Origin of the sequence: Rhodoplanes sp. P11, assembly GCF_964266735.1 — a bacterium.
Classification (GTDB): domain Bacteria; phylum Pseudomonadota; class Alphaproteobacteria; order Rhizobiales; family Xanthobacteraceae; genus Rhodoplanes; species Rhodoplanes serenus.
In genome coordinates this window covers 1,128,379-1,150,873 of sequence record NZ_CAXWGY010000001.1, presented here as the reverse complement: position 1 = coordinate 1,150,873, position 22,495 = coordinate 1,128,379, and the positions used below count along the sequence as shown (strand labels likewise).

Annotated in this window: 20 protein-coding genes and 1 riboswitch; of the genes, 11 read left to right on the top strand and 9 right to left on the bottom strand. The window is 70.0% G+C overall.

Annotation, left to right across the window (positions count from 1 at the left end):
- Positions 1–41: 41 nt before the first annotated feature.
- The 3 genes from metH to ACFQUV_RS05080 all read right to left on the bottom strand — a co-directional run bounded on the left by metH (position 42) and on the right by ACFQUV_RS05080 (position 5,912).
- Positions 42–3,782 (bottom strand): methionine synthase, encoded by a 3,741-nt coding sequence (gene metH / locus ACFQUV_RS05090; RefSeq protein WP_129609731.1) that lies wholly within the window; start codon positions 3,780–3,782, stop codon positions 42–44.
- A gap of 175 nt (positions 3,783–3,957) precedes the next feature.
- Positions 3,958–4,917, bottom strand: a complete 960-nt coding sequence (gene metF, locus ACFQUV_RS05085; RefSeq protein ID WP_244601631.1) for a methylenetetrahydrofolate reductase [NAD(P)H] — start codon at positions 4,915–4,917, stop codon at positions 3,958–3,960.
- Entirely contained in the window at positions 4,917–5,912 is a 996-nt protein-coding gene (locus ACFQUV_RS05080) for a metalloregulator ArsR/SmtB family transcription factor (RefSeq protein ID WP_129609733.1), read from the bottom strand. Before ACFQUV_RS05080 ends, metF begins: the two co-directional genes overlap by 1 nt.
- Positions 5,913–6,217: 305 nt before the next feature.
- Here ACFQUV_RS05080 and tsaA point away from each other — a divergent pair, with 305 nt between their 5' ends.
- From tsaA to thiC, 4 genes are all read left to right on the top strand, one after another.
- Positions 6,218–6,772, top strand: coding sequence for a tRNA (N6-threonylcarbamoyladenosine(37)-N6)-methyltransferase TrmO (tsaA, locus tag ACFQUV_RS05075; RefSeq protein ID WP_378394295.1), 555 nt, complete (start codon positions 6,218–6,220; stop codon positions 6,770–6,772).
- Between the two features lie 317 nt (positions 6,773–7,089).
- A complete protein-coding gene (locus ACFQUV_RS05070) occupies positions 7,090–7,749 on the top strand; it encodes a L,D-transpeptidase (RefSeq protein ID WP_207211572.1) in 660 nt (219 codons plus the stop codon).
- Positions 7,750–8,091: 342 nt separating this feature from the next.
- Positions 8,092–10,818, top strand: a complete 2,727-nt coding sequence (locus ACFQUV_RS05065) for an EAL domain-containing protein (RefSeq protein ID WP_207211573.1) — start codon at positions 8,092–8,094, stop codon at positions 10,816–10,818.
- Between the two features lie 174 nt (positions 10,819–10,992).
- A riboswitch (TPP riboswitch) is annotated at positions 10,993–11,124 on the top strand.
- A gap of 40 nt (positions 11,125–11,164) precedes the next feature.
- A complete protein-coding gene (gene thiC / locus ACFQUV_RS05060) occupies positions 11,165–13,045 on the top strand; it encodes a phosphomethylpyrimidine synthase ThiC (protein ID WP_129610978.1) in 1,881 nt (626 codons plus the stop codon).
- Between the two features lie 418 nt (positions 13,046–13,463).
- Here thiC and ACFQUV_RS05055 read toward each other — a convergent pair whose 3' ends face one another.
- The 3 genes from ACFQUV_RS05055 to ACFQUV_RS05045 all read right to left on the bottom strand — a co-directional run bounded on the left by ACFQUV_RS05055 (position 13,464) and on the right by ACFQUV_RS05045 (position 16,163).
- Positions 13,464–14,729: a tetratricopeptide repeat protein gene (locus ACFQUV_RS05055; protein ID WP_129610979.1), complete on the bottom strand. Its 1,266-nt coding sequence runs from the start codon at positions 14,727–14,729 to the stop codon at positions 13,464–13,466.
- A gap of 234 nt (positions 14,730–14,963) precedes the next feature.
- Entirely contained in the window at positions 14,964–15,653 is a 690-nt protein-coding gene (locus ACFQUV_RS05050; protein ID WP_129610980.1) for an ankyrin repeat domain-containing protein, read from the bottom strand.
- A gap of 75 nt (positions 15,654–15,728) precedes the next feature.
- On the bottom strand, positions 15,729–16,163 hold the full coding sequence (locus tag ACFQUV_RS05045) for a hypothetical protein (protein WP_129610981.1): 435 nt from the start codon (positions 16,161–16,163) through the stop codon (positions 15,729–15,731).
- A 316-nt stretch (positions 16,164–16,479) separates the two neighbouring features.
- Here ACFQUV_RS05045 and ACFQUV_RS05040 point away from each other — a divergent pair, with 316 nt between their 5' ends.
- The 6 genes from ACFQUV_RS05040 (at position 16,480) to ACFQUV_RS05015 (ending at position 19,860) form a co-directional block, all read left to right on the top strand.
- Positions 16,480–16,893 carry a hypothetical protein gene (locus ACFQUV_RS05040; RefSeq protein WP_129610982.1) on the top strand — a complete coding sequence of 138 codons (414 nt, stop codon included), beginning with the start codon at positions 16,480–16,482 and terminating at the stop codon, positions 16,891–16,893.
- Between the two features lie 109 nt (positions 16,894–17,002).
- Positions 17,003–17,533, top strand: a complete 531-nt coding sequence (locus tag ACFQUV_RS05035; RefSeq protein WP_165364146.1) for a CvpA family protein — start codon at positions 17,003–17,005, stop codon at positions 17,531–17,533.
- Positions 17,534–17,635: 102 nt separating this feature from the next.
- Positions 17,636–18,211 carry an NUDIX hydrolase gene (locus ACFQUV_RS05030; RefSeq protein WP_165364147.1) on the top strand — a complete coding sequence of 192 codons (576 nt, stop codon included), beginning with the start codon at positions 17,636–17,638 and terminating at the stop codon, positions 18,209–18,211.
- A gap of 92 nt (positions 18,212–18,303) precedes the next feature.
- Entirely contained in the window at positions 18,304–18,786 is a 483-nt protein-coding gene (locus ACFQUV_RS05025; protein WP_129610985.1) for an NUDIX hydrolase, read from the top strand.
- A gap of 39 nt (positions 18,787–18,825) precedes the next feature.
- The gene (locus ACFQUV_RS05020; protein ID WP_129610986.1) at positions 18,826–19,071 is read left to right on the top strand and encodes a hypothetical protein; all 246 of its coding nucleotides are present in this window, start codon (positions 18,826–18,828) and stop codon (positions 19,069–19,071) included.
- 6 nt (positions 19,072–19,077) lie between these two features.
- Complete coding sequence (locus ACFQUV_RS05015) at positions 19,078–19,860, top strand: phosphatase PAP2 family protein (RefSeq protein WP_244601716.1); 783 nt, start codon at positions 19,078–19,080, stop codon at positions 19,858–19,860.
- A 7-nt stretch (positions 19,861–19,867) separates the two neighbouring features.
- Here the strand turns inward: ACFQUV_RS05015 and ACFQUV_RS05010 are convergent, their stop codons facing one another.
- Both ACFQUV_RS05010 and ACFQUV_RS05005 read right to left on the bottom strand, forming a co-directional pair.
- Positions 19,868–20,875, bottom strand: coding sequence for an NAD(P)/FAD-dependent oxidoreductase (locus tag ACFQUV_RS05010; RefSeq protein ID WP_129610987.1), 1,008 nt, complete (start codon positions 20,873–20,875; stop codon positions 19,868–19,870).
- 67 nt (positions 20,876–20,942) lie between these two features.
- Complete coding sequence (locus ACFQUV_RS05005) at positions 20,943–21,161, bottom strand: DUF1328 family protein (RefSeq protein WP_111386049.1); 219 nt, start codon at positions 21,159–21,161, stop codon at positions 20,943–20,945.
- Between the two features lie 258 nt (positions 21,162–21,419).
- On the opposite strand from ACFQUV_RS05005, the gene ACFQUV_RS05000 reads away from it, so the two are divergent.
- Positions 21,420–21,995: a hypothetical protein gene (locus ACFQUV_RS05000; protein ID WP_129610988.1), complete on the top strand. Its 576-nt coding sequence runs from the start codon at positions 21,420–21,422 to the stop codon at positions 21,993–21,995.
- Between the two features lie 9 nt (positions 21,996–22,004).
- On the opposite strand, the gene ACFQUV_RS04995 is transcribed toward ACFQUV_RS05000, so the two are convergent.
- Entirely contained in the window at positions 22,005–22,397 is a 393-nt protein-coding gene (locus ACFQUV_RS04995) for a VOC family protein (protein WP_129610989.1), read from the bottom strand.
- Positions 22,398–22,495 lie beyond the last annotated feature (98 nt).

Genomic DNA, 22,495 nt, shown 5'->3' with positions numbered 1-22,495 from the left:
GCGAGGGAGCGCCGGCGCGACACGCGGCGGCGGAGCGCCGATCAGGCGGCGGCCGGCTCGCGCGCCGCCGGCACGTAGTTGAGGATCGGCGCCAGCCAGCGTTCCGCCTCGCCGAGAGACCAGCCCTTGCGGGCCGCGTAATCGGCGACCTGGTCGCGCTCGATCTTGCCGACGCCGAAATAGTGCGCCTCAGGGTGGCTGAAATAGAGCCCCGACACCGACGAGCCCGGCCACATGGCGAAGCTCTCGGTGAGCGTCAGGCCGAGGGCGCCGGGATCGAGCAGGCCGAACAGCGTGCCCTTCTCGGTGTGATCGGGCTGCGCTGGATAGCCGGGTGCCGGCCGGATGCCGCGATACTGCTCGGCAATCAACGCCTCGTTGGACAGCGCCTCGTCGGCCGCGTAGCCCCACAGCTCGCGGCGCACCCGCTCGTGCATGCGCTCCGCGAACGCTTCCGCCAGCCGGTCGGCGAGCGCCTTGACCATGATCGACGAGTAGTCGTCGTTGGCGCCCTTGAAACGGTCCGCCACCGCGTCCTCGCCGAGACCGGCCGTCACCGCGAAGCCACCCACGTAGTCGCGCAGGCCGCTCCCGACCGGCGCGACGAAATCGGCGAGCGCCAAGTTGGCGCGGCCCTCGCGGCGGGTGAGCTGCTGGCGCAGCGTGTGCAACGTGGCGATCGGCGCACCGCGCTCCTCGTCGGCATAGACGAGAATGTCGTCGCCCTGCGACGCCGCCGGCCAGAAGCCGACCACGCCGGCGGCCTTGAACCAGCCTTCTCGCACGATGGTGTCGAGCATCTTGCGCGCGTCGGCATGGAGCGCCCGCGCCGCCTCGCCCACGATGGCGTCGTCGAGGATCGCCGGATAGCGGCCGGCCAGCTCCCAGGTCGAGAAGAACGGCGTCCAGTCGATATAGGGCACCAGCTCGGCGAGATCGTAGCTCTCGAACACGCGGCGGCCGAGGAAGCCGGGCCGCGGCGGCACATAGGCGCCCGACCAGTCGAGCGCGAGGCGGTTGGCGCGCGCGTCGGCGAGCGACAGCCGGCGCTTCTGCGCGTCGCCGCGCGCATGCGCGGTGGCGAGCTTCTCGTACTCGCGGCGGATCTCCGCCACGTAGGAGCCGCGCTGCTCCTTCGACAACAGCGACGCCATCACGCCGACCGCACGGCTCGCGTCGTTGACATGCACCGCCTGGCCGCGGCGATAGTTGGGATCGATCTTGACGGCGGTGTGGACCCGGCTGGTCGTCGCCCCGCCGATCAAGAGCGGCACGTCGAGGCCGCGCCGCTCCATCTCGGCGGCGACATGGCACATCTCGTCGAGCGACGGCGTGATCAGGCCCGACAGGCCGACGATGTCGGCCTTCTCGGCCTCGACCGCATCGAGGATCTTGGCGGCCGGCACCATCACGCCGAGATCGACCACCTCGTAGTTGTTGCACTGGAGCACGACGCCGACGATGTTCTTGCCGATGTCGTGGACGTCGCCCTTCACGGTGGCGAGCACGATCTTGCCGGCGGCGCTCTGGCCCCCGCCGCCCGACCGCGCCTTCTCCTCCTCCATGTAGGGCATCAGGCAGGCGACCGCCTGCTTCATCACGCGGGCCGACTTGACCACCTGCGGCAGGAACATCTTGCCGGCGCCGAACAGGTCGCCGACGACATTCATGCCGTCCATCAGCGGACCTTCGATCACGTCCAGCGGACGCGCGGCGGCGCGGCGCGCCTCCTCGACATCCTCGGCGATGAACTCGGTGAGGCCGTGGACGAGCGCGTGCGTCAGCCGCTTCTCGACCGGCCAGCCACGCCATTCTTGGGTCGCCTTCTCGGCCTCGCGGGTCTGGCCACGGAACCGCTCGGCGAGCGCCAGCAGCCGCTCCGAGGCATCCGGCCGGCGGGCCAGGATCACATCCTCGCAGGCGTCGCGCAGCTCCGGATCGAGATCGTCGTAGACGGCCATCTGGCCGGCATTGACGATGCCCATGTCCATGCCGGCCTGGATGGCGTGATAGAGGAACACCGAGTGCATCGCCTCGCGCACCGGCTCGTTGCCGCGGAACGAGAACGACAGGTTGGAGACGCCGCCCGACACATGGGCGCCCGGCAGGTTCTGCCTGATCCAGCGGGTCGCCTCGATGAAGTCGAGGCCGTAGCGGTCGTGCTCCTCGATGCCGGTCGCCACCGCGAACACGTTCGGATCGAAGATGATGTCCTCGGGCGGAAAGCCGACCTTGTTCACAAGGATGTCGTAGGCCCGCCGGCAGATCGACGTCTTGCGGGCGACCGTGTCGGCTTGGCCTTGCTCGTCGAACGCCATCACCACGGCGGCAGCGCCGTAGCGGCGCACCGTGCGGGCGTTCTGCACGAACGCCTCCTCGCCCTCCTTGAGCGAGATCGAGTTGACGATCGCCTTGCCCTGGATGCACTTCAGCCCGGCCTCGATGACGTCGAACTTCGACGAGTCGACCATCACGGGCACGCGGGCGACGTCGGGCTCCGAGGCGACCAGGTTGAGGAAGGTGGTCATCGCGGCGTGGGCGTCGAGCAAGCCCTCGTCCATGTTGACGTCGATCACCTGGGCGCCGTTCTCGACCTGCTCGCGCGCCACCGTGAGCGCCGCCGCGTAGTCGCCGGACTTGATCAGCTTGCGGAACTTGGCCGAGCCGGTGACGTTGGTGCGCTCGCCGACATTGACGAACGGGATCTCCGGCGTGAGCGTGAACGGCTCCAGCCCCGACAGCCTCAGAAACGGCTTCGGCCGCGCCACCTCCCGGGGCGCCTTGCCGGCGACCGCCGCCGCGATGGCACGAATATGGGCCGGCGTGGTGCCGCAGCAGCCGCCGACGATGTTGACAAGACCGGCATCGGCGAACTCGGCGATCAGCTCCGCCATGAACTCCGGGCTCTCGTCGTAGAGGCCGAAGGCGTTGGGCAGGCCGGCGTTCGGATAGGCGCAGACGAGCGTGTCGGCGACCCGCGCGATCTCGGCGATATGGGCGCGCATCTCCTTGGCGCCGAGCGCGCAGTTGAGACCGATCGACAGCGGCCGCGCGTGGCGCACCGAGTTCCAGAACGCCTCCGGGGTCTGGCCCGACAGCATGCGTCCGGACAGATCCGTGATGGTGCCGGAGATCATCAGCGGCACGCGGCGGCCGGTCTCCTCGGCGATCTCCTCGATCGCCACGATGGCGGCCTTGGCGTTGAGGGTGTCGAACACCGTCTCGATCAGCAGCAGGTCGGCGCCGCCGGCGAGCAGGCCGCGCACCTGCTCCGCATAGGCGAGGCGCAGCTCGTCGAAGGTGACGGCGCGGAACGCCGGGTTGGACACGTCGGGCGAGATCGACGCGGTGCGGTTGGTCGGGCCGATGGCGCCGGCGACGAAGCGGCGGCGGCCGTCCTCTTTCTCGGCCAGCACCGCGGCCTCGCGGGCGAGCCGGGCGCCCTGCTGGTTGAGCTCGAACACGACGTCCTCGAGCCCATAATCGGCCTGGGCGATGCGGGTCGACGAGAAGGTGTTGGTCTCGACGATGTCGGCGCCGGCCCGGAAATAGGCGAGATGGATGTCGCGGATGGCGTCCGGCCGGGTCAGGATCAGGAGATCGTTGTTGCCGCGCTGGTCGCGCGGCGTGTCGGCGAACCGCTCGCCGCGGAACGCCGCCTCGTCGAGCTTCAGCTCCTGGATCTGGGTGCCCATGGCGCCGTCGAGCACCAGGATTTTTTCACGCGCCAGCGCGCGAAGGGCGGTCTCGGTCTCAGACGGAGCGGCGACGGGCTTGGTCATTCTTTCGGCTTTCTCTCCCGCGGCGGAGCGGGTTCGTTGAAGGCTGAACAGGTGAATCAGTTCCGGTTCTCGAGCACCGAAGGAGCCCCTCACCCCGACCCTTTCCCCGCACGCTGGGAGAGGGAGAACCCGGAGAGGGAGAGTCGGCGCCTCGCGTCACGACAACGACGTCCGCTCACGCCGCCGCCTCGGCCGTGGCGGCAGCGCCGGCGGACGCCGGCGAGGCCACCGGCCGCAGGCCGAGCAGATGGCACACCGCGTAGACGAGATCGGCGCGGTTCATGGTGTAGAAGTGAAACTCGGTGACGCCGCGATCGACCAGGTCGAACACCTGTTCGGCCGCCACCGCCGCCGCGATCAGCTTGCGGGTCGCCGGATCGTCGTCGAGCCCGGCGAAGCGATCGGCCAGCCACGACGGGATCGAGGCGCCCGCCCGCTCGGCGAACACGCGAGTCTGCTTGAAGTTCTGCACCGGCAGGATGCCGGGCACGATCGGGATCGTGATGCCGCGGGCGCGGACGCGGTCGAGGTAGCGGAAGTAGAGATCGTTGTCGAAGAAGAACTGGGTGATGGCGCGGCTCGCGCCGGCATCGACCTTGGCGGCCAGCATGTCGAGATCGACGGCGTCGGACGGGCTCTCGGGGTGGCGCTCCGGATAGGCCGACACCGACACCTCGATGTCGGCGTGCTCGACGGCGGCGAGCCGCTTGATGCCGCCGACCAGATCGGCGCCGTTGAGATAGCCGCCCGGATGCGGCGCATAGGCGGTGCCGAGCCCGCCGACCGGATCGCCGCGCAGCGCCACGATGTGGCGGACACCGGCGACCACATAGCTGCGCACCACGTCGTCGACCTCGTCGCGGGTCGCCGCCACGCAGGTGAGATGCGCGGCCGGGGTCAGCGGCGTCGCGTCGAGGATGCGCTTCACCGTCGCGTGGGTGCGCTCGCGGGTCGAGCCGCCGGCCCCGTAGGTAACCGAGACGAAGTGCGGCCGCAGCGGTGCCAGCCGCTCGATCGACTCCCACAGGGTCCGCTCCATCTCGTCGGACTTCGGCGGGAAGAACTCGAAGGACACCCGCATGCCGTTGCGCTCGTGGGACACGCGGCTCTGGCGGGGCTCGGTCGGCGGCGACATCAGGCGACCTCTCGGGTTTGGGCAGCGATGGCGATGCGTGGGTCCCGGCCGAGCCAGAGCGTCACCGCAAGGGTTCCGTCGGAGCCCGGCTCGGGCGGAATCACGCGGTGCAGGGTGGGCTCCAGGCCCGCCTGCTCCAGCCACTGGGTGATGGTCTCGCGCGGAAAGCCGAGCCGCCGGTGGGCGTGCTCGGCGCGCAGGAACTCGAGCTCGTGGGGCGCGAAGTCGACGACGAGCAGCCGGCCCTGCGGCCGCAGCACCCGCGCCGCCTCGCGGATCGCGCGGGCGCCGTCGTCGAGGAAGTGCAGCACCTGGTGGAGGATGACGACATCGAACGAATCCGGCGGCATGGCGAGATCGTAGAGATCGCCGTGGCGCACCGAGCAGTGCCGCAGGCCGGCACGGTCGAGCCGGGCGCGGGCGAGCGCCAGCATGTCGCGCGACAGGTCGATGCCGAGGCCGCGCTCGATCTCGTGCCCGAACAGCTCCAGCATGCGGCCGGTGCCGGTGCCGAGATCGAGCGCCGAGCGGAACGGGCGCTCCGCCAGCGCCTCGACGATCGCCTGTTCGACCGCCGCGTCGGCGGCGTGCAGCCGGCGGATGCGGTCCCACTCGGCGGCGTGGCGGCGGAAATACTCCTGGGCGGCCTGGTTGCGGGCCGCCCGCACGGCGGCGAGCCGCTCGCGGTCGCGTCCCAGGGTGTGGTCGGCCGGATCGAGCCGGGCCAGCAGGGCGCGCACCAGCGCGGCCGCCTCGCCCTGCTCGGCGACCCGGAAGAACGCCCACGAGCCCTCGCGGAACCGCTCGACCAGCCCGGCCTCCGCCAGCAGCTTGAGATGGCGCGAGATGCGCGGCTGCGACTGGCGCAGGATGTCGGTGAGGTCGGAGACCGTCAGCTCGCTCTCGGCGAGCAGCGCCAGGATGCGCAGCCGCGTTTCCTCCGCCGCCGCCTTCAGGGCGGCGTTGAGGGCGTCGAAGCTCAGGCGCTGGCCCATGGCCGATCGGTCCTTCGAGGTGTCCGAGCCGGGATCTCCGGACCGGGATGTGCCGGCCGGAGCGCCCGGCCGCACCCCCGCATATAGGCACACTTCGCGAAAGACATAAAGATATCTTTATGCCTTGAACAGGGAAGGTCCGGGCGGCGGCGGCATCGGCTGCCTCGCTCATCGAAAAACCCGGATTCTGCTAATATTCCGGCAACACGACCAGCGACGGCCGACGCTACGGCCCAGCGAGGCGGCCCCGTGTCCGCCGGCCGGACGCTTGCCGCTCCGCGATCCCATCCGCCCCGAGGCTCGCCATGGCTCACCCGCCCGCCCCCGATACCAGCCTCTCCCCACCTCCTGCCGAGACGGCCGTCGACACCTCCGACACGCCGCGGCCGGGCGAGATCGCGGTGCCGCTGCCGGAGCGCTTCGACGCCGGCCTCTACTTCATCGGCCATATCGAGACCCCGTGGCGGGATCGCGCCGCGTGCCCGCGCAACGCCCGCGAGTCGGACGCCGTGTGCACCGTGGTGGTCGATCCGCGCTGGGCCGCCGCCCTCGCCGGGGTGGAGACGTGCAGCCATCTCCTGGTGCTGTACTGGATGCACGAGGCGCGCCGCGACCTCGTTGTCCAGGTGCCGCGCCGTCACGGCACGGCGCGCGGCACCTTCGCGCTGCGCTCGCCGGTGCGGCCCAACCCGGTCGCCGCCAGCGTGGTGCGCCTCGTCGGCCTCGAGGGCACGCGCCTCTCCGTCGTCGGCCTCGACTGCCTGAACGGCACACCGCTCGTCGACATCAAGCCCTACTTCGCCTCCACCGACGCGGTTGCCGGCGCGGTGGTGGGCTGGCACGCCACGCCGGAGCGCTGAGCGCGAGCGCCGAGCGGGAGCGCCGTCCGGGAGCGCCGATTGGCCGCCGGCCGCAGCACCGCCGAGGATGACGGCCGGGGCGTGCGATCTGTCGGCATGGTTGACGATTCGTCACCGTCCTCCGCCGGCTCGCGCCTGCGTCGAACCGCACAAAATCGCAGCAAATCGGGGGTGTGCCCAGGTTTCGCGGGCGCCCGCGGGGCCTGCCGCTCGGGCGCTCGGAGATATCTTAAATTGCAATTAAAAATGCTCGGCCCGTGTTCGAACCGCCTGAAGAGATGAGCCGACATAAAGGCGGGGAACACGGGGGTGGAATCATGACACGGACATCGTCTCGTCGCGTCCTCGTCGCCGCAGCGGCGTTCGCGCTCGTCTCAACGGCGGCCGCCGCCAATCCGTTCATGCTGTTCGCGCCCGTGATGGCGCCGCCGCCGGCGGCCGCCACGACCGACGGCGTGATCTCGCGCCACGAGGGCTCGGCCGAGCCGGCCGCCCGCTTCCGCCGCCAGATCGTCGACTATCGCACCGGCGAGCCGGCCGGCACCGTCATCGTCGATACCCCCAACACCTATCTGTACTACGTGCTCGGCAACGGCCGCGCCGTCCGCTACGGCATCGGGGTCGGCCGCGACGGCTTCCGCTGGTCGGGTACCCAGTCGGTCACCCGCAAGGCCGAATGGCCGGACTGGACGCCACCCTCCGAGATGGTGCGCCGCCAGCCCTATCTGCCGCGTTTCGTCGCCGGCGGTCCCAACAATCCGCTCGGCGCCCGCGCCCTCTATCTCGGCGACACCATCTATCGCATCCACGGCACCAACGCGCCCGAGACGATCGGGACGCGGGTGTCCTCCGGCTGCATCCGCATGATCAACGCCGACGTGATCGATCTCTACGGCCGGGTCAATGTCGGCACCCGGGTCATCGTTCTTCCGTCGCGCGATCGCCATGTGGAGACGGCGCGCGACGCCCGCGGCTGATCGGCCGCCATCGTCACGCCGACCGGAGGCTCGCCTCCGCCGGCCTCTCGCTCCACCACTTCCCTGAGCCTCTCTCCATCTCGGCCGGTTCCGAATGCCTCGGAACCGGCCGTTTTTTCTTTACCGCAACGCCGCGCTCTCTGCTTGGCCGCCACGCCGCGGCGAGCGCGACCGCCGGCAGGCGCGACGCCGACGACTAGCCACATCAAAATAGACTAGCCTCGCCCGAAAGCATAAGTAAGCAGAACGACGTGCGGCAGCCTGGAAAAAACCTTTCGGCTTTCGCTTCCATTAATCCAATTCAGCTAAATGGCAGGGAGTATTGGTCCGCGCCGCCCGGTCATGATCGCTCCGAAGCCACCGCTCTCGTTCCGCATCCTCATCGCCCTGGCCGGCCTCGCCATCTGCGTGGCGGCGGGCGCCGTCGGCATCACGCTCGACTTCCTGCGCAAGGAGTCCATTCGGGGCGCCGAGCGCGAAAGCATGACGGTGGCGCGGCTGATCACCTCCGAGCTGATCGACACCATCGCGCCGATCGACAGCCTGCTGATCGAAATTCGCGACGTGGCGCCGGAGCTCGGCATCGTCACGCCCGAGCAGCTGCGGGCACACTTCGCCACGCCCCACATGGTGCAGTTCTTCCATGACCGCCTGGTCCGTGTGCCGGCGGCCCAGGTGATCCGCATCAGTGCCGTGGATGGCACGCTGGCGTCCGTGCACGACAAGACCGGCCCGGTCGATCCCGGTCCGGCCTACGACGTCGCGGCACCCGGCCGGGTGCAGGACGCCAGCGGGCTGATCGTCAGCCGGCCGTTCACGTCGCACGGGATCACCCTGTTCTACATGAGCCGGCGCATCCACAACGCCTCCGGCGAGCCGGTCGGCTTCGTGTCGGTCGGGGTCGACCTGCGGCTGCTCCAGCACATCGAAAGCGCCTTCGCGTCCTTCAACGGCCGCTCCTTCATCGTCTCGCGCACGGACGGCGCGATCCTGAGCAACCAGCCGAAGCTCACCGGCCTGGAAGGGCCGTGGATTCCCCGCGACACCGGCTGGTACGACATCATTGCGACCGGCGGCGGCAGCTTCCTGACCCGCACCGTTTCCGACGACCGGGCGCGCATCGTGGCCGTTCACCCGGTGCCCGGCACCTCGATGGCGGTGAGCACCGCCATCCTCCTCGAGACGGCGCTCGAATCGTGGCGCGCCAATGCCATGGTGATCGGCGGCGGGACTCTGCTGGGAGTCATCTGCGCCACCATCCTGCTCTACGCCCTCTCCTGCCAGTTCAGCCGCGTGCTCTCCTCGGAGGCGTCGCTGGCCGAGCGCGAGACCCGCCTGCACGAGAAGTCGCGCGAGCTCGAGCAGGTCAATTGGCGCCTCGATGCGGCGCTCAACAGCATGTCGCACGGCCTGTGCATGTTCGACCGGGACGGGCGCCTGCTGGTCTGCAACGATCGCTATCGCGCCATGTATCGGCTGTCCCGCGACGTCACCCGGCCCGGCGCGACGCTGCGCGAGCTGCTGCAACAGAGGCGCGCCATCGGCACCTTCTCGGGTGATGTCGAGCAGACCCTCGTCGAGGTGATGCGGGCCAATTCGGGCCGCCGATCCGGCCAGTTCACCAGCGAGATGGCGGACGGGCGCGTCATCGCCGTGCTCAACGACCCGACCGGCGACGGCGGCTGGGTGTCGGTGCACGAGGACATCACCGAGCGGACCCGCGCCGCGGCCCGCATCGCCCACATGGCGCGGCACGATGCGCTCACCGACCTCGCCAACAGGACGCTGGTGCGCGAGCGGATGGCGGAGTCGATCACCCGCATGGAGGCGACCGGCGTCGGCTTCGCGGTGCTGATCTTCGACATCGACCTGTTCAAGTCGGTGAACGACTCGCTCGGCCACACCGCCGGCGACGCGCTGCTGGAGGCGGTGGCCGACCGCCTGCGGCGGCATGGCGGCCGGGCCGACACGCTCGGCCGCATCGGCGGCGACGAGTTCGCGGTCATTCACGTGACGGCGGGCGATCCACGCACTGGCGCCGCCACGCTGGCCGCCACCCTGCTGCGCGAGCTGCGCGCCCCCTACGAGATCGAGGGCAAGCGTATCGTCATCGGCATCAGCATCGGCATCGCGGTGGCGCCGCAAGACGGCGTGGAGCCGAGCCAAATCCTGAAGAGTGCCGACCTCGCGCTCTACCGTGCCAAGGCGGACGGCCGCGGCTGCTTCCGCTTCTTCGAGCCCGAGATGGACGCCGACGTGCGCCAGCAGCGCGAGTTCGAGTTCCAACTGCGCGAGGCGATGGTGCGGCAGGAGTTCGAGCTGCACTTTCAGCCGATCGTCGAGCTCGCCACCTTCCGGCCCTGCGCGGTCGAGGCCCTGGTGCGCTGGCGCCACCCCGAGCGCGGCCTGGTGCCGCCCGACAAGTTCATCCCGGTGGCCGAGGAGATCGGTCTCATCATCCCGCTCGGCGAATGGATTCTCGACGCTGCCTGTCGGGTCGCCGCCGCGTGGCCCTCGCACATCCGCCTCGCCGTCAACCTGTCGGCCGTCCAGTTCCGCAGCGGCAACCTGGTGGAGGTGGTGCGCGGCGCCATCGCGGCCTCGGGGCTGACTCCGAACCGGCTCGAGCTGGAGATCACCGAATCGGTGCTGCTGCAAAAGGATCAGGGCACCCTCGCGGTGCTGCACGAGCTCGCCGCCCTCGGGGTGCACATCGTGCTCGACGACTTCGGCACCGGCTACTCGTCGCTGAGCTATCTCCAGCTCTTCCCGTTCAGCAAGATCAAGATCGACCGCTCCTTCGTGAGCGAGCTGTCGAGCCGCTCCGACTGCGCCGCCATCGTCTGCACGGTCATGAACCTCGCCAAGGCGCTCGACATGACCACCACGGCGGAGGGCGTCGAGACCTGGGACCAGGTGGCGCTGCTGCGCGCCGCCGGCTGTAGCGAGGCACAGGGCTGGCTGTTCGGCCGGCCCGGCTTCGCCAGCGCACTGTCGCTCGACCGGGCACTCGGGCCGCCGCCCGACGTGTCCATCGCGGCGCCGTCGCCCGGCGGAGTCGCGGCCTGAGAGCGCGGATCGCGCCGACCGCATTGTTTCGCCGAACGACACGCGCGGTGCTCGCCCACCACTCCGAGCACACCGCCGCGCGTCCCGACGGCGAACACCGGCGCCGGCGCGCCCGTCGCCGCGCGACATGCGGCGCCTCGCGTTGACACGTCTCCGTCATCCTCTAGAGTGGCGGCTCGTTCCGAGGGGTGCTCCGGAAGGAGCTGAGACACCGCCGGCCTTCGCCCATCCGGGCGACGGCACCGCGGAAACCCTTTGAACCTGATCCGGGTCATGCCGGCGAAGGGACAGGGACTCATCCCAACCGACGCATGCTGGTACCGGATGCCCATCACGGGAGATCCGCATGAACAAGCACACCCCCGCCACCGCCCTCTCGATCCCGACCGTCACCACCGGCCCGATCGCCGGCTCGCGCAAGGTCTACACGGCGCCCGAGGCGGCGCCCGACCTGGCGGTGCCGGTGCGCGAGATCGTGCTGAGCGAGGCGGCGGGCGAGCCGCCGGTGCCTGTCTACGATTCCTCCGGCCCCTACACCGACCCGGCCGCCGCGATCGACGTCGAGAAGGGTCTGTCGCGCACCCGTGCCGCCTGGGTGGCCGAGCGCGGTGGTGTCGAGACCTATGTCGGACGCGAGGTGAAGCCGGTCGACAACGGCAACGTGTCGGGCCAGCATCTCGCGCGCGCCTTCCCGACCGTCCACGTGCCGGTGCGCGCTCTGCCCGGACACCCGGTGACCCAGTACGAATGGGCCAAGGCCGGCGTGATCACCAAGGAGATGATCTACGTCGCCGAGCGCGAGAATCTCGGCCGCAAGCGGATGCTGGACCGCGCCGAGGCGGCGCTCGCCGACGGCGAGAGCTTCGGGGCCGCCATCCCGCCCTTCATCACACCCGAGTTCGTGCGCGACGAGATCGCCCGCGGCCGCGCCATCATCCCGGCCAACATCAATCATGCCGAGCTCGAGCCGATGATCATCGGCCGCAACTTCCTCACCAAGATCAACGCCAATATCGGCAACTCGGCGGTGACCTCGTCGGTCGAGGAGGAGGTCGACAAGATGGTGTGGGCGATCCGCTGGGGCGCCGACACCGTGATGGATCTCTCCACCGGCCGCAACATCCACAACACCCGCGAGTGGATCATCCGCAATGCGCCGGTGCCGATCGGAACGGTGCCGATCTATCAGGCGCTCGAGAAGGTCGACGGCGATCCGGTGAAGCTCGACTGGGAGGTCTACAAGGACACCCTGATCGAGCAGTGCGAGCAGGGTGTCGACTACTTCACCATCCACGCCGGCGTGCGCCTCGCCTATGTGCCGCTCACCGCCGACCGCGTCACCGGCATCGTCTCACGCGGTGGCTCCATCATGGCGAAGTGGTGCCTCGCCCATCACCGCGAGTCGTTCCTGTACGAGCGGTTCGACGAGATCTGCGAGATCATGCGGCGCTACGACGTGTCGTTCTCACTCGGCGACGGCCTGCGCCCCGGCTCGATCGCGGACGCCAACGACCGCGCCCAGTTCGCCGAGCTGGAGACGCTGGGCGAGCTGACCCGGATCGCCTGGGCCAAGGGCTGCCAGGTGATGATCGAGGGCCCCGGCCATGTGCCGATGCACAAGATCAAGATCAACATGGATAAGCAGCTGAAGGAGTGCGGCGAGGCGCCGTTCTACACCCTCGGCCCGCTCACCACCGACATCGCGCCGGGCTACGACCACATCACGTCGGGCATCGGCGCCGCGATGATCGGCTGGTTCGGCTGCGCCATGCTCTGCTACGTCACGCCGAAGGAGCATCTCGGCCTGCCCGACCGCGACGACGTGAAGACCGGCGTGATCACCTACAAGATCGCGGCGCACGCCGCCGATCTCGCCAAGGGCCATCCGGCCGCCCAGATCCGCGACGACGCGGTGTCGCGCGCGCGGTTCGAGTTCCGCTGGGAGGACCAGTTCAACCTCGGCCTCGATCCCGACACGGCGCGCGCCTTCCACGACGAGACGCTGCCCAAGGAGGCCCACAAGGTCGCGCATTTCTGCTCGATGTGCGGGCCGAAGTTCTGCTCCATGAAGATCACCCAGGATGTCCGCGACTACGCGGCCGGCCTCGGCGACAACGAGCGGGCGGCGCTCGACGGCATGGCGAAGATGTCGGAGACATTCCGGGCGATGGGCGAGCAGGTCTATGTCGACGCCGACAAGGTCAAGGCGAGCAACCGGGTCCTGTGAGGCGGGCGCGCCTTCGACGGAACCTTCCGCCCCGAGAAGCCCGCGAGAGCGGGCTTCTCGGGGCAAGGCCCGCGGCGTGGCTGGGGACCGCCCCGCTGTCCTCAATCCCCTTCGCCACCGCGTTCAGGACGTCAGGTTGCGCAAGAGCGGAATGCGACCCAACGGAATCGGACTCCGCTCCAGAAGTCCTTATTTGATCATATTTTCGACGGCCAACCGGGGGCCACTTCGCCGGAAAATGCTCTAGAGCGGAATCCGATCCAACTGGATCGTGTGCCGCTCTAGAAGTCTTTGCATGATCGCATTTTCGACGGCGAACCGGAGTCCACTTCGCCGGAAAATGCTCTCGTCGGACACGCCGACGTGCCTGGTCGCACGGCGGCGACAGAGCGCTCAGAGATCGTTTCCAAACAGTCTCTCAGGACACGACTCGTCTGACCTCGTCGTTGAGGAGAAGCATTCTGGCTTGGTGAGAGGCGATCCGTGCCAACTTCTCGAATGCCGCTCGCGCGTCTGCGGCGCGGTCGCACTCGACATACATTTCGACCGCATGCCTCAGGTGGTCCGGATCTTCCTTGTCGGCGACGGACAGCGCCCTGTCGATGAACTCCACGGCTCGTTTCGGCAGCTTCAGCCGCTCGTAGATCAGGCTACAATTGTAGAGGTATGATGAATTTCCGGGACTGAGCTCGATGGCCTTCTCGGCGACGCTCAGGGCCTTCTCGTAATCGCCGGCACCATAGAGAAGCCGCTGCTCCTGATTGTACATCGCAGCCAGCTCCTGGGCACCGATCGTGCGGGATCGTATCAGCCCTTCCACCAGCTCGTGGACCCTATCGATGACCTCCTTCTCTCGGTCGGTCTCGAGATAGAACGAAACGATGGACCCCAGGAGCTGACCGATGAATTCGGACTTCAGCCCGTCGAGGTTGCCGAGCGCATCCCACAGGACATTCACGCCGACCTCGAAGCCGGCGCTGGCGAGGACCGCAGCCATCATCAAGACGTCTTCGCTCTTGCCGGAGCGCTGAACGATCGACGGCAACAGGGCCGCAGCCTCGCTCAGGTTCCCCTGCATCAGCGCCTCGATCAGAGCCTCTTTCGGCCGGAACATCTTTTCGAGCCCGACCGAGGACCCCACTCCTCCGAACGCTCCCCCCGTCGCGTGCGGCGCCAAGGGCATCGCGTTCAGCTTTCTCTCGATCCGCTCGATGGCCGACGCCAGCGAGGCCAGCGAGACACCCGCTCCGGACGTCCCATAGCCGGACTTTTCGAACTCTTCCACGAACTCGCGAATATTGGCGATCGCTTCGGCCGCTCCGGCGAGGGTATCGATGTTGTTGTAAATGATGGTCCGAATACCAGCGACGTCGAAGGGAAGCGTCTGATCTTTCTTGATCAACTGGATGAATGGTTTTGCGGTTTCATGACGGCGCCCGGTCTCGTAAAAGACGTTCGGGTTGTTGTCCGTCAGGATGCTGATGCACAGGTCGGCCTCCTGGATCAGCTGGACGATCTCGTTGGTGATGATCGACGAGCGGGCAATCTGGTCGACGCGGATGACCTTGAAGCCGAAGCGATCCAGCGCGCTGTTGATGACCCACAGCAGAGCGTCCGATTCGGTTCTCGTGTCGGTGCCGGGGTCGCCGATCGGTGCAATGACGAAACAGGTCTTGGAGGCCATCTGAAATCCTGCAATGCTGCTTGAAACGATATGTATTCTTAGTCGACGAAAATGGTCGACGCAATCGAAGATTGAAAAAGTCCGACGCTCGCACGCCCGACGTGCCGACGATCAGAACCAAATCTATGTCAACGCGAGAGCGGGACGGCTCGCGATGCCGAGCGGCTCCGCCGATGATCTCTGCCGGCCTCGCCCATCCAGGACCGCCGTCGTCGGGTCGACGCCCGGCGGCGATCACCGCCCGCCAGCGGCCCGCAGAAGAGCCGCCATCTCGGCGTAGCCACGCGCCTCCGCCAGCGCCAGCGGCGTACGGCCATCGCGGTCGGCGAGGTTCGGATCGGCCCCGGCATCGAGCAGCGCTCGGAGGCAAGCACGGTGCGCGGCGCCGCCGTCGCCGAGCACGATCGACTCGATCAGCGCCGTCCAGCCGAGATTGTTGACGTGATCGAGCGGCGCGCCGGCGGCGATCAGCAGCCGCACCACCTCGGTATGGCCGAGATGGGCGGCTGCGATCAGCGCCGTGCCGCGATACGGGCTGGTCACCAGCCGGGCGTCACCGCCCAGCGCGAGTGCGAGGCGCAGCATCGGCACGTCGTTCGCCACCGCCGCGATGGTGACGATGTCGTAGCTCTGGCGGTCGAGGGCGCGAACGTCGGCGCCAGCCTGCACCAGCGCCCGCACCGCTCCGGCGTGCGCGCGGAACACCGCCACATGCAGCGGCGTGCGATCGTTCTGATCACGGACGTCGACCGCCTCGCCAGCGGCGATCCCAGCCTCCACGGCGGCGACGTCGCCGGCGGCGGCCGCCGCATGGAGGCCGGTGTAGCCGGCAATCTCGGCGGTGGCGGGCGGCGTCTGGGCGCCCCCCGGAGTCTCGGCGGCGACGAGCAGCGCGGCCACAGCGAGCACAGTCGGCACGCGCATCGCTCCCTCCTGGCTGTCGCCGCGCACCCGGTCGGATGCGACGCGGCCGACGTCATGCAAGCATCGCGGCCCGCTTCAGCGCAGCGCCACCGCCATGCCGCTGAGGTCGAGATTGGCGATCAGGCCGACCTGGCGGCCGCGCAGCTCCAGCACCGCGCCCTTCTCGTTGCGCAGCACGATGGCCTGGGCGCCCGGGCCGAGCGCCCCGCCTGCTCCCGCCGCACCGTAGACGCCGGCGACGTCCGAAGGGCGGCGGATGTTGCTGACCCGGCCGTAGAGGTTCGCCTTCGAGGCGCCGAACACCAGGCCGGCCGACAGGCCACCGATCGACAGCGGATAGCGCCGGCCCTGGAAAGTCAGCGTGCCGGAGCCGCCCGAGCCGCCGATGAACCAGCCGCCCTTGAAGATGGTGATCGACACCGAGCCGCTGTCGGCCAGCGCCGCCGGAACGGTGCCCAGCACGGCCACCAGCGCGACGAGCGCGATCCGCAGTCCAGAGATCAGTCGCATGGTTCGTCCCCTTGTCCGGCGCGGTCCCGTGCGCGGGTGCCCGGCCGTGCTCCGATGGCCCGGGTGCCATCACGGCATCGCGGCGAATCGGCGGCTGCGAGGATACGGCGGCGCCACCGCCGATCACAGCGGCACGCTCGCCGTTCCGGCGACGGCACGGCCCGCGAAGGCGGTGGCATAGCGTTTCGGCTCTGCTAACCATTGCGGACGCGGCGGCGCATCCCGCTAGAACCAGCCGGCCGCCGCCCTGCCCTGACGGTCGAGCCCTCTCGGCGGCGCAGCCGTCGCCGACACCGCCGGACCCGGACCGCACACCATGCGCGCCCCTGCTCGCCTCGCTCTCGGCTTCGTGGTCTCGGTGGCGCTCGGCGCCCTCGCCCAGCGCGGCGTCGTCGCCGCCTTCGGCGACGGCGACGCCGATACGGCGCTGCTGATCCTGGTGCCGCTGGCGGCGCTGATCACCGCGGTGTTCGGAGTGGTGGCATGGCGCGGCTGGACCGCCACCCGCATCGGCCGCACCGCCGCCGCCCTCGTCGCCGTGCTGGTGGTGCTCGGCCTCGGCCTCACGGTGGCCGGCTTCATGTTGGTCCAGCCCGGCGCGCTGGGCCATCTGCCTTTGGCGCTCGCCTTGTTCGTCGACGCCGCCGTGCTGCTGCCGGCCCTTGGCGCGGTGCTGGTGCAATGGCTGCTGCTGCGCCATCCGCCGGGCTCGCCGGCCGCTCCCGCATAAACCCTGTTCGGAGATCGCCGCGACCGCACAGGCGCCGCGGGGCGACCGCTCGGCTAGGATGCGGCCGGCCGCGGACCACCGGCCCCGCGCCACCGACCGAGACCGAGACGTGAACACGATCGACGTCAACAGCTTCGACGCCGTGATCGGCGCCCTGATGCTGCTCGCCGCCCTGATGGGATTCGTCAGCGGCCTGCTGCGCAGCCTGGCGACCGTCCTGGGCTATCTGGCGGCCGTGCCGCTGGCGGTCGCGGCAGCCCCGTCCATCAACGCCATGCTGGCGGGTCCGGCCGCCACGCCGCCGGTGCCGCCGGCCGCGCTGGTCGCCGGGCTCGTGGTGGTCGGCGGGCTGGTGCTGGGGCGCGTGCTCCGCCTGCTGGTGGCGGCCTTCGCGGGTCCGCTGGTCTCGCTGCCGGACCGGCTCCTCGGCGCGCTGCTCGGCGCCGGCCGCATCGGCCTCGTCGCCGTGGTGCTCGTGCTGGTGTTCGAGCGGCTGATTCCACCTCACCTCCAGCCGGCCTTCCTGGCCGACTCGCGGCTGCGTCCGGTGCTGGCGAGTGCCGGTGCCGCCGGCCTGAAGACGCTGCCGCCCGAGGTGGAGGCCGTGATCGACCGGCTGAAACGCGATCTGCGCCTGTGAGAGACCGGCGCACCCGTCGGCATGTCTTCGTCGCAACATGCGGTTGCGCTATTGTGCGCCGATTCGCCCATATCTGCTCGTTCACGTCTGCCGGGAGCCGCGATGGCACGCATGCACGTCTTGGCCGCCGGCGGCATCGTGGTCCGGCACGGGCCGGCGCCGCTGGTCGCCGTCGTGCAGCGGCGCAAGGATCGCGGCTGGGTGCTGCCCAAGGGCAAGCTCAAGCCCGACGAGGCGCCGATCGCCGCCGCCTTGCGCGAGGCCATGGAGGAGACCGGCCACGAGGTCGAGGTGTTCGAGTTCCTCGGCGTCACCTCCCACCAGGGCCACGACACGCTCAAGCTGTCGCAGTTCTGGCGCATGCAGGCCGGCGACGCGCCGGTGCGCTCGCCGGCGCGCGACATCCGCGCGGTCGACTGGCTGCCGCTGGTCGAGGCGGTGGCGCGGCTGTCCAATCCGCACGAAAAGGCTTTTCTCGGCGGCGTCGGCCCGAGCGCGGTGGCGGCTGCGACCATCGGCCTGCGGGCCCGACCCGGCATTACCGCGACCGACGCGATGGCGGAGCTCCGCGCCATGGTGGTCGAGCCGGCCGCCCCGCGCGACCGATCGGCGAGCGCGCCGTCCCCCGGGCTGCTGCGCCGCTTCGTCCAGGGCTGGACGACATCGCGCAGCGGCTGAGCCCGCATCAGGCGACAGATGTGACGATGGATTGTGACAACGGCACCTCGTAAGCTCGCCTCGGGAAGAGCATCCCCACGACGACGACACCGATGACCCGATCGCCGATCGCCGCCGCAGGCGGCATTCTCACCCGCAGCGGCCCACAGCCGCTGATCGCCCTCGTTCAACGCCGACGTGACGACGTGTGGGTGTTGCCGAAGGGCAAGCTCGAAGCCGGCGAGCAGCCGATCGAAGCGGCAGTGCGCGAGGTGAAGGAGGAGACCGGACACGACGTCGCCGTCCACGAGTTCCTCGGCGTCATCAGCTACCAGTCCTTCGGCACCCCCAAGATCGCCCGGTTCTGGCGCATGACGCCGATCGGGAGCGCCGTCCAGCCGCCGACACCCGACATCCGCGACGTCACCTGGCTGCCGCTGCCGCGCGCCATCGAGACCCTGACCCAGTTGCACGAGAAGCTGTTCCTGGAGAGCGTCGCCGCGCAAGTGACGGCGGCGGTGGGATGGCCGCGCCGCCTGTTCGCGTCCGCCGCAACCGACGCGGGGTCGATGTTGTCGAGCCGCCGGTCGGCCTGATACACCCTCGGCTCCGGGGGGAGACACGAGGAGCACGCCATGACGCGCTGGAGCCTGCCGATCGCCGCCGCCACCCTGCTCGCCGCCGTCGCGGTGGCCGAGCCCGCTCATGCGGCCTACCGGGTGATCAAGTGGTCGACCGGCATCTGCCAGGTGTGGAACTTCGGCCTGCCGACACGGCCGTTCCCCTACGACTACCGGGTGCTGACCGGCCCGCTGCCGAGCTTCGCGGCAGCCACCCGCGCCAAGACCCGCCTGTTCCGCGCCGGCCGCTGCCTGATCTGACGCATCGTGAGCACCTCTCCGCCGCATTCCGATGCGGACGCGCCGTCGCGGTGGCTGGCGCGCCCGCTCCGCCTCATCCGCCGGCTGCGTCCGCGCACGCTCGCCGAGCTGGGACCAATCGCCACGCTGTTCGTCGTCGCGGCCGGCCTGCTCGGCTTCGTGGCGATCGCCGAGGAGATCGTCGAGGGCGAGACGCACGCCTTCGACGAGGCGATCCTGCGGGCGCTGCGCAGCGCCAGCGATCCGGGCGACCCGATCGGGCCGGCCTGGCTGGAGATCGTGTTCCGCGATCTCACCGCGCTCGGCAGCATCACGGTGCTGACCGTCGTCACCCTGGTGGTGCTCGGCTATCTGCTGATCGACGGCAAACGCTCGGCGGCGCTGTTCGTGCTCGTCTCGGTCGCCGGCGGCGCCCTGCTGGTCGATGCCGTGAAGCTCTTCATCGCACGGCCGCGGCCGGATCTCGTGGCGCATCTCGTGCAGGTGCAGACCTACAGCTTCCCGAGCGGCCATGCGACCGCCTCGGCCGTCACCTTCCTGACGCTCGGCACGTTGCTGGGGCGGGTGCTCGGCCGTCGTCGCCTAAAGGCGTATGTGCTCGGCACCGCGATCACGCTGACGCTGCTGGTCGGGGCGAGCCGCGTCTATCTCGGCGTCCACTGGCCGAGCGACGTGCTGGCCGGCTGGTCGCTCGGCGCCGCCTGGGCGATGCTGTGCTGGCAGGTCGGCCTGTGGCTCCAGAGCCGCGGCCGCATCGAGGCGCCACGACCCGATCAGGACCCGGCGTGAGACGCTCTCACGCGGCGGTCGGCGTCGGCAGATGGCGGCGGTTCGCCCGCCGCATCAGCCGCTGCGTCAGGCCCGACAGCGAGAACAGCGTCACCTCGCCCTTGTGATAGGTGCCGCGGCCGAGGATCTCGTCGGCCGCCATCAGGCCGCTCTCCACCGCCGGGCCGATGCCCTCGCCGAGATCCATGGTGGCGAGGCCGGCCGAGTCGCCGATCAGCAGGCAACGGCCGTCGCGTACCGCGCCGTCGCGCGAGAACAGGTAGTAGGGGTGCCCGGTCTCCTTCAGATCGGCCACGGTGGCGGCGTCGAGCCGGCCCTCGCGCACGAGATCGTCCAGGAAGGCGCGGAAGTGATCGTGAATGTTGGTGCCCGACGTGCGGAAGTACTTCGCCTTGCCGCCGATCCCGATGTTCACCACGCCGTCGCCCTTGGGCACCACCCAGGCGTAGCCGACGAGGCCGCGGCGGAAGAAGGTCAGCCGGCACACGTCCTCGCGCGCCGGATAGGGGAACTCCTTCTCCAGCGTGACGATCTGACGTGACTTGTTGCGCCCTTCGGGAAACAGCGCGCGCCGCACCGGGCACATGGTGCCGCCGGCGCCGATCAGCCAGCGGCACGCGAAGGCGTCGTCGACGATGAAGCGGTCGCCGTCGCGACGGATGCGGCGCACCTCGTGGGCCACCACCTCGGCACCCGCGCGGGCGAGCAGCCAGGCGTCGAACTCGATGCGACGGATCGACCAGTTGGCGCCCGGCGTCGGGAACCAGCGCAGCCCGAACGGCAGCCCCGGCACATGGGCGCGGATGTCGAGCCGCAGCATCGGGTGCGGATAGTCGCCGGGCGCGATGTCGAGGTCGCGCAGCACCTTGTCGGTGATCCAGCCGGCGCACAGCTTGAGCCGCGGAAACTGCGCCTTGTCGAGCACCACCACGTCGCGGCCGTGCTGCACTAGGCGGCGGGCGCAGGTGCTGCCCGCCGGTCCGCCGCCGACCACGATGGTCTCCACCTCGCGCATGACGGCATGCGATACGACGGCGGCGGCGTCCGGCGCAAGCGCCGGCGGCGCCCGTCGGCGCGGCCGCTCAGGCGAGCAGCGTGGTCGGCAGCAGCGGCAGGGCGGCGCGCCCCGCCTCGAACGCCTCGCCGAGCAGATAGGCGAAGCCGAGCAGCGCCAGGAAGCCGAGGAACAGGAGCGCGAACAGCACCATCGCGATGCGCTTGGCGAGGCGCGAGATGTTGGTGAGGCCGATCGCGCCGGCGATCAGCGAGAGCACGAGAAACAGGATCGCGTATTTCAGCATCGGGGCCTCCTGGGTCCGCAAGCACGGCGGACCACCCGCGCGGCGCGGACCGGCTCCGCCGCACGGTTCCACGGAACCGCCCGGCTCGAACGCGCCGCGGCGGCAACGGGTTCCTGCCGAGAGCGAAGCCCCCGATCGAACCGGCACGACGCCGGGCCGTCATACAATTGCACAACACTTTATGGTTGCAGGTCGACACCTGCCCATGCCAGCCTCGGATGGAGTGAGCGTGCAGGTGGTGGCGTGCCGGGGGGCGTCATGCGGAGCGGAGCCGGGCTCGTCATCGCCCTCGTCGTGGCCGCCACGGCGGTCGCGTGCGTCGCTCAGGACCGCTCCTATGTGCGGGCGCGGCCGAGCGAGACGTCCGGGGCCTGGCGGGTCGAGCACCGCGTCGATCGCATCACCGCCCGCCCGGCGCCGATCGCCTCGGTGGTCGCCATGGTCACCAACAGCAAGAACGCGGCGATCCGCCCCGCCACGCTGGAACTGACCTGCTTCGAGAGCCGGCCGATCGTCCGCATCGCCTACGATCTGCGGGTCGGGGCCGACCGCAGCTCCACCCTCGCCTACCGGGTCGACGACCGCCCCGGCGGCGAGATCGAGGCGACATTCCTGCCCGACCAGCGCACCGTGGTGATCGACGAGCCGGCCGCGGTGACCCGCTTCATCGCCGACATCTCGGCGGGCACGCTGCTGCTGCTGCGGGCCGCCTCGCTGTTCGCCGGCAACACGGTGGCGGAGTTCCGCATCGCCGGTGCCGCCACCGCGATCGCGCCGGTGCTGGAGGCGTGCCCGCTGCCCGCCGCCGCGGGTCGATCCGCGGCGGCGCGATGAGGATACGCCTCAGGCGTAGGCGGGGCTGCGCTCCAACAGCTCGATCGAGATGTCCTCCGGGCCACGCAGAAAGCAGATGCGGATGCCCGGCCGCGGCGTGTGCGGCTCCTTGGTGAACACGACGCCCTTCCGCTTCAGTTCGGCCGCCACGGCGTCGATCCCCTCGACCCGCAGGCCGAAGTGATCGAGCCCGCGGCACGGCAGCGCCGGCGGCGGGTTCACGCCGTCGCCTTCGCTCACCGAGGCGATGAAGATCCGGGCGCCGCCGAGCACGAGATCGATGCGCGGCTTGCCCTGCTCGATGCTGCGCTGAATCTCGGCGCCGAGCATGTCGGCGAACCACTGCGCCGTCGCCTCGGGGTCGCGGCTGCGCAGATGGACGTGGTCGAACACGAGGGCCATGGCGATCTCCGATGTCGGCGGGGTGGCGGACCGGCGGGGCCGGCAGCATAGGGGCTGGCGCCGCGTGCGTCATCTGCCGCCGACCGCGGGCCGCGGCC

Bases quoted from the DNA above. Each gene is read 5' to 3' on its own strand.
- metH (WP_129609731.1), bottom strand. From the start codon at position 3,782: ATGACCAAGCCCGTCGCCGCTCCGTCTGAGACCGAGACCGCCCTTCGC.
- metF (WP_244601631.1), bottom strand. From the start codon at position 4,917: ATGTCGCCGCCGACCGAGCCCCGCCAGAGCCGCGTGTCCCACGAGCGC.
- ACFQUV_RS05080 (WP_129609733.1), bottom strand. From the start codon at position 5,912: ATGGGCCAGCGCCTGAGCTTCGACGCCCTCAACGCCGCCCTGAAGGCG.
- tsaA (WP_378394295.1), top strand. From the start codon at position 6,218: ATGGCTCACCCGCCCGCCCCCGATACCAGCCTCTCCCCACCTCCTGCC.
- ACFQUV_RS05070 (WP_207211572.1), top strand. From the start codon at position 7,090: ATGACACGGACATCGTCTCGTCGCGTCCTCGTCGCCGCAGCGGCGTTC.
- ACFQUV_RS05065 (WP_207211573.1), top strand. From the start codon at position 8,092: ATGATCGCTCCGAAGCCACCGCTCTCGTTCCGCATCCTCATCGCCCTG.
- thiC (WP_129610978.1), top strand. From the start codon at position 11,165: ATGAACAAGCACACCCCCGCCACCGCCCTCTCGATCCCGACCGTCACC.
- ACFQUV_RS05055 (WP_129610979.1), bottom strand. From the start codon at position 14,729: ATGGCCTCCAAGACCTGTTTCGTCATTGCACCGATCGGCGACCCCGGC.
- ACFQUV_RS05050 (WP_129610980.1), bottom strand. From the start codon at position 15,653: ATGCGCGTGCCGACTGTGCTCGCTGTGGCCGCGCTGCTCGTCGCCGCC.
- ACFQUV_RS05045 (WP_129610981.1), bottom strand. From the start codon at position 16,163: ATGCGACTGATCTCTGGACTGCGGATCGCGCTCGTCGCGCTGGTGGCC.
- ACFQUV_RS05040 (WP_129610982.1), top strand. From the start codon at position 16,480: ATGCGCGCCCCTGCTCGCCTCGCTCTCGGCTTCGTGGTCTCGGTGGCG.
- ACFQUV_RS05030 (WP_165364147.1), top strand. From the start codon at position 17,636: ATGGCACGCATGCACGTCTTGGCCGCCGGCGGCATCGTGGTCCGGCAC.
- ACFQUV_RS05025 (WP_129610985.1), top strand. From the start codon at position 18,304: ATGACCCGATCGCCGATCGCCGCCGCAGGCGGCATTCTCACCCGCAGC.
- ACFQUV_RS05020 (WP_129610986.1), top strand. From the start codon at position 18,826: ATGACGCGCTGGAGCCTGCCGATCGCCGCCGCCACCCTGCTCGCCGCC.
- ACFQUV_RS05010 (WP_129610987.1), bottom strand. From the start codon at position 20,875: ATGCGCGAGGTGGAGACCATCGTGGTCGGCGGCGGACCGGCGGGCAGC.
- ACFQUV_RS05005 (WP_111386049.1), bottom strand. From the start codon at position 21,161: ATGCTGAAATACGCGATCCTGTTTCTCGTGCTCTCGCTGATCGCCGGC.
- ACFQUV_RS05000 (WP_129610988.1), top strand. From the start codon at position 21,420: ATGCGGAGCGGAGCCGGGCTCGTCATCGCCCTCGTCGTGGCCGCCACG.
- ACFQUV_RS04995 (WP_129610989.1), bottom strand. From the start codon at position 22,397: ATGGCCCTCGTGTTCGACCACGTCCATCTGCGCAGCCGCGACCCCGAG.